This is a genomic window from Acinetobacter sp. YH12039, from assembly GCF_013420015.1.
Classification (GTDB): Bacteria; Pseudomonadota; Gammaproteobacteria; order Pseudomonadales; family Moraxellaceae; genus Acinetobacter; species Acinetobacter amyesii.
The window spans coordinates 1-5029 of sequence record NZ_VOZA01000092.1 but is presented as its reverse complement, the minus strand read 5'-3'; the positions used below and the strand labels follow the sequence as shown (position 1 = coordinate 5029).

Sequence of the window (5029 nt, the reverse complement as noted above, 5' to 3'; positions counted from 1 at the left end):
AGCAAGTAACTTGGACCAGTGTTGATCATTTAGCATTGTTCGAGGCATAGCGAGTGTAAAATTGGGTTTGGCGATTTAATTTTACTATCTCGCTATTTTTTTAATCAACAAATGTCAACAGACCCTAATCTAACTTAGAAATCAAAAGTCACACCAACTTTATAGGTACGGTCTGCACCAATCGTGGCAAAGTTTTCATTAAATACGCCCTCCCAATATTTTTTATTGGTCACATTGTCGACATTTGCCATAAATGTTGTAGATACACCACCTAAATTTGTTTTATAACGTGCACCTAAATCCACTGTCGTGAAATCAGGTAATTGTAAGGTATTTGCTGAATCAACATATTGTTCACCTACATAGTTTACTCGACCATTCACAGATAAACCGTCGAGTAAAGGTAAGGCATAATCCAAACCAATTGTCGCTGTAAGATCTGGCATACCTAGAAGCTCATTGCCTTTATTGCCTAATGCTTTGGTATATTCCGTATCAAGATAAGCCATGTTACCTAATATCGTTAAACCATCACGAACTTGTCCTGAGAAACTCCATTCAATGCCTCGAGCACTTGTTTCTGCACCATCAGTAGTCGCCCCATCAATTACCATTGTGTCAGGCTTTTTAATCTCATACAAAGCAAGTGTATTTAACCATGATCCATTTTGGTATTTAGCACCCACTTCATATTGTTCGGTTTTAAAAGGTGCAAAAGTTTTTCCAAAATTCAGATCACTTTCATCTGTAACTGTTTTACCTTGACTCAAACCCTCTACATAATTGGCATATAAAGAAAGATTTTCACCAAAAGGTTTAACTACAAGACCTAAACTAGGTGACCAAGCATTTTCTTCATAACGCCAATCAGCACTATTTTTACGTTGTGAACTAAAATTCTTCAAATCCATATCTTGGTAACGTAAACCGAGAATAAATTGAAGTTTGTCTTGAAGTAATGAAATTTGATCACTCAAAGTATAACTTGCAAACGTATTGTCATTTAATGGCATGACACTTGGTGCGACCGCCATTAATCCATTTTGACCGGGGTTATATAAGTTAGTTGAATATCCACTGGATGTAGCAGGGTTATGCTGATCTGTCTGAATATTAAGATAATCTGCTCGAAGACCTAATTTGTGTGAAACAATACCCGTATTAAATTTATAATCACCGCCAATATTTGCGGATGTATTTTTAAAGTGCGCGTATTGACCATAAGTCTGTGTAGTCGCATCACCTTGTTCATTATTCAGAACCATACGTGTGCCAAATACAAAGCCTTTATATTTTTTATCTGCATAACCGGCACCAGCAAAGATATTTGCATTCGGTGTTAATGCATATTTCGCTTTTAAACCAACAAACTTACTATCTATTTGAGTATCTGAATCATTAAAATAGGGGCTTAGGAAGTTAAAGAGGGTTGTTACGGAGTATTTTAAGCAAATCGAGGTATAAATTACCATGGCGATGATTGAAGCGATATTCCGTTTCTTTAAGATGCAAATAAAACATCTTCTTGTCAATTCCATTAAATTTACTGAGCCGCTTTTTCGCATAGCCCCAAAAGGATTCTATACCGTTAATATGACGTTCACCACAAGCAAATTCATTGTCACCGTGATTTACTCTTAAGTGCTTATCAAAGCCAATATCAACTAAACCATCATACCCCCTCCATCCATCTGTATTGATGACAGAATCAAGTTCTATATGCCCACGGATAATCCCTTGCAGTGTAGCTTTTGAGCAATCTGGTACAATTTCCGTGTACACATTTCCATCCCGTTTGAGCAACCCAAATACAATGGTTTTTCCTGATGCCCCACGACCTCGCTTACCACGAACACGACGAGCACCAAAGTAAGATTCATCCAGTTCAACAATACCATTGAAGGGAGATATTTCTTCACATTGGACAGCAATCTTTTTGCGCAATTTGATATAAATTGTATTGATGGAGCGAACAGAAATATTGGTAAGTTTAGCAGTATCAGATGCAGTAAAATCCATGGCAAAAAAGCGAATAATTTGCCTGAATTTTGCTTCTGCGATTCTTGAATGGGAATAGTATCTATTTTTTGCTTTCATATAAGGAAGTTACCATACTTTTTAATATGCTTAACTTCCTAAGCCCCTAAAATAATTTAACCCACCTTCCGGTGCCGCAATCACTTTTTTAATCTTTGCAAACGAAACCATGGCTGGTGAACCATTTTCACGATCTTCATGTATTGCATAGGCATCAAAATTTACTTGTAATTGATCTGTAGTATAGTCTGCAGCAATTGAACCCAGTGCTTTAGTATCTTCTTCTCCATCAATATTACGTTTACCTTGGCCATAGACTAAATTCGTGCGAACACCAATTTTTTTTTGTTCACCGAAACGGCGTGAAACATCAAGATGACTTTGGTAATAACCTTCATCTTCCAGAGTAGAAGTCAGTCTAGTTAAATCTTCATGTGCACGTTTAGGCGTAATATTAATCACACCACCAACCCCTCCATTAGGTGCCATCCCAGCGACCAAGGCATTTGGCCCCTTCAAGACCATTACAGCCTCTAAGGTTTCTGTGGATACACGACTGACCGGTGCCATTCCGTATAAACCATCTAAAGCAATTTCATCACCATGCACACCAAATCCACGAATTTGGAAATTTTCATATAAATGCCCCTGATTCGTGGTCATACGAATACTCGCATCATTTTTTAAAACTTGTGCTACAGTTGACGCTTGCTGTTCTTCAATCAGTTTTTCACTATATGCTGTTACGCTAAATGGCGTATCAACAATTTTTTGATTTCCCAAAGCACCTAGGTCTGTATTGGCTTTCAACTTACCATTTGCAAGTTGCTTTTCTGCAGGTACCTCAACCTCAATCGTCTCAAGTACCGTTGTATCCGCTGCAAACACAGATGTAGCCCCTCCAACACCGAGCAGCACCATAGTTATAGAACGTACTAAGTGTGTTTTTGCAAAATTATTCATCATTTCAAGATTAGTTTTACTTGAATAAGAATCATTATTATATTTAGAATAATTCTTAACTGCATCATGAATCCCGATGATTATATTTTTTTAATGAAAAATATAAATATTCATTTTTTATAAATTGTAGATAAGACAAATGTAAATAATTGTTTTTTTATTGCTTTTATAAAAAAATAAAAATACAACCTGGTTATGTTCAATTAAAGCTCTTAGGCAAACAGATGATTAATTAATATACAATATTTTGAATTTTTACATGCTTAATTGCCACATGAATAGATAAATCCTTTTACATCCAACGATTATTTAAAAGTAAACAACGCTTTTGCGTTAGTGCCTTTTAGCCAAATTTAAATCTCCTTTTTTAAATTTTTAACAAAAAAAAAGCGACTCAAAAGAGCCGCTTTTTTCTAACCGAAGTTAAACTCAAATTATTGAGCTTGACCAGGTTGAGCCACTACAGTACGGCTACCAGAAATCGTAGCGAATACGCGACGGTTCATAGCACGGCCTTCTTTAGTGTTGTTGTCAGCGATTGGTTGATCCCACGCGAAACCTTGAGTAGATAAACGAGCTGGGTCAACGTTGTATTCGTTAACAAGCGAAGATTTAACAGAGTTAGCACGAGCTAGTGATAAACGTTCGTTTAGAGCACGTGGACCAGTGTTATCTGTGTGACCTTCGATGTTCGCTGTAGCATTAGGGTATTCGCCTAATTTTTCAGCTACTTTAGCAATTTCAGGTTTGTATTGATCTTTGATGTTTGATTTGTTTGTATCAAAGAACACACGAAGTTCCATGTTAAGATCTTCAGTCAACTCTTGAGGAGCTGGAGCAACTGGAGCAACAGGAGTTACAGGAGCAACTTCAACTACAGGAGCAGCAGGTTTCAAGTGACCGCCAAGAACTACGTTAAGACCAGCTAAAGCTGTGTAGTTCCAGAAATCTTCATCGATGTTGTAAGTAGCACGAGCTTCTGTACGTAGAGATAAAGCATCGTTTAAGCGCCAGAAAGCACCTAGACCAGCATTACCCAAAGTACCTTCTTCAGTAGTACCACGAGCTTGTGCAGATGGAGATACACCACGAGCAGCAGCTTCGTCAAATTTGTATTTATAGTGACCAGCACCTAACAATACATATGGCTTAACTTTGCTGTCATAGTTTTTAGTAATCAAATCAGAAGTAGCATAAAAGTTACCGTTGATTTGAGTTTGTTTGTATTCGCTGTCAAGCGGATCAACATCACCTTTAACTTGGTTATATTCAGCTTCGAAACCTAACCATGGAGTTAATTCAACACCAAGTGCTGCACCAACAAACAAGTCGTCTTGTAGCTCAGGACTTTCAGTTAAGTTGCCACGGCTGTTGTTGTGTTGAGAATCTTGGAAAGTGTAACCAAGCATTAATGGAGTAACAGTTACGCCTGCGTTTGCAGCTGCTAAAGGAGCAGCTACGAGCATTGCTAATGCAATACGACTCATTTTCATGGATTTATCCTCCAGAGATAACAATTGTTGTTCAAGCTCAAGCCGAAAAATTGGCTATCCTGAGATAGGCTTTCTTATACCCCAGTTTTTTTTTAAGCTATTTACGCTGAATCATACAAACACTTTATTCTTTTTCCAAGTGCTTGATTAATCTAATCAAGTAAATTATTGACAAAATTACTTACAATTTCCGTTGTAATTCGGTAAATTTTTACTCAATTTTGAGCAGTGAATCGCCTATTGTCACTTGCTATTTTCATTTTAACAGCTTTATCTAAAATTGAGTAATAAAATTCTATACTCAAAATTAATATCGCCATTAAAAACACATATAACACTAAACATATAAAAATAATATTAAATTTTGGATTAAATCAATGCTTTACAATAAAGAAACCGGCTTTACTTTATTAGGACTTACGCACTATTATTTAAAGATTCTCTGTGGTAGCAGATGATTTTTATCGAGAATAAAGTCATCAATGAAGCTTTTGATAATTGGTCTAAATAATTTCTTCTGCCAACGATATACATTT

At 36.6% G+C, this 5029-nt stretch carries 4 protein-coding genes and 1 pseudogene; all 5 read right to left on the bottom strand.

What is annotated here, in order from left to right:
* Nucleotides 1-134: 134 nt before the first annotated feature.
* Nucleotides 135-1472 (bottom strand): TonB-dependent siderophore receptor, encoded by a 1338-nt coding sequence (locus FTT98_RS17255; RefSeq protein ID WP_257220793.1) that lies wholly within the window; start codon nt 1470-1472, stop codon nt 135-137.
* Nucleotides 1420-2097, bottom strand: coding sequence for an IS1595 family transposase (locus FTT98_RS17250; protein ID WP_179990617.1), 678 nt, complete (start codon nt 2095-2097; stop codon nt 1420-1422). Before FTT98_RS17250 ends, FTT98_RS17255 begins: the two co-directional genes overlap by 53 nt.
* A 30-nt stretch (nt 2098-2127) precedes the next feature.
* Nucleotides 2128-3003, bottom strand: a complete 876-nt coding sequence (locus FTT98_RS17245; RefSeq protein ID WP_180041633.1) for a TonB-dependent receptor plug domain-containing protein — start codon at nt 3001-3003, stop codon at nt 2128-2130.
* A gap of 431 nt (nt 3004-3434) precedes the next feature.
* Nucleotides 3435-4493: an outer membrane protein Omp38 gene (omp38, locus tag FTT98_RS17240; protein ID WP_180041632.1), complete on the bottom strand. Its 1059-nt coding sequence runs from the start codon at nt 4491-4493 to the stop codon at nt 3435-3437.
* Between the two features lie 427 nt (nt 4494-4920).
* Nucleotides 4921-5029, bottom strand: a pseudogene (locus FTT98_RS17235) (IS701 family transposase); the annotation flags it as partial.

Excerpts from the sequence above, each read along its gene's own strand:
- FTT98_RS17250 (WP_179990617.1), bottom strand. The coding sequence starts at position 2,097 with ATGAAAGCAAAAAATAGATACTATTCCCATTCAAGAATCGCAGAAGCA.
- FTT98_RS17245 (WP_180041633.1), bottom strand. The coding sequence starts at position 3,003 with ATGATGAATAATTTTGCAAAAACACACTTAGTACGTTCTATAACTATG.
- omp38 (WP_180041632.1), bottom strand. The coding sequence starts at position 4,493 with ATGAAAATGAGTCGTATTGCATTAGCAATGCTCGTAGCTGCTCCTTTA.
- FTT98_RS17255 (WP_257220793.1), bottom strand. The coding sequence starts at position 1,472 with ATGGTAATTTATACCTCGATTTGCTTAAAATACTCCGTAACAACCCTC.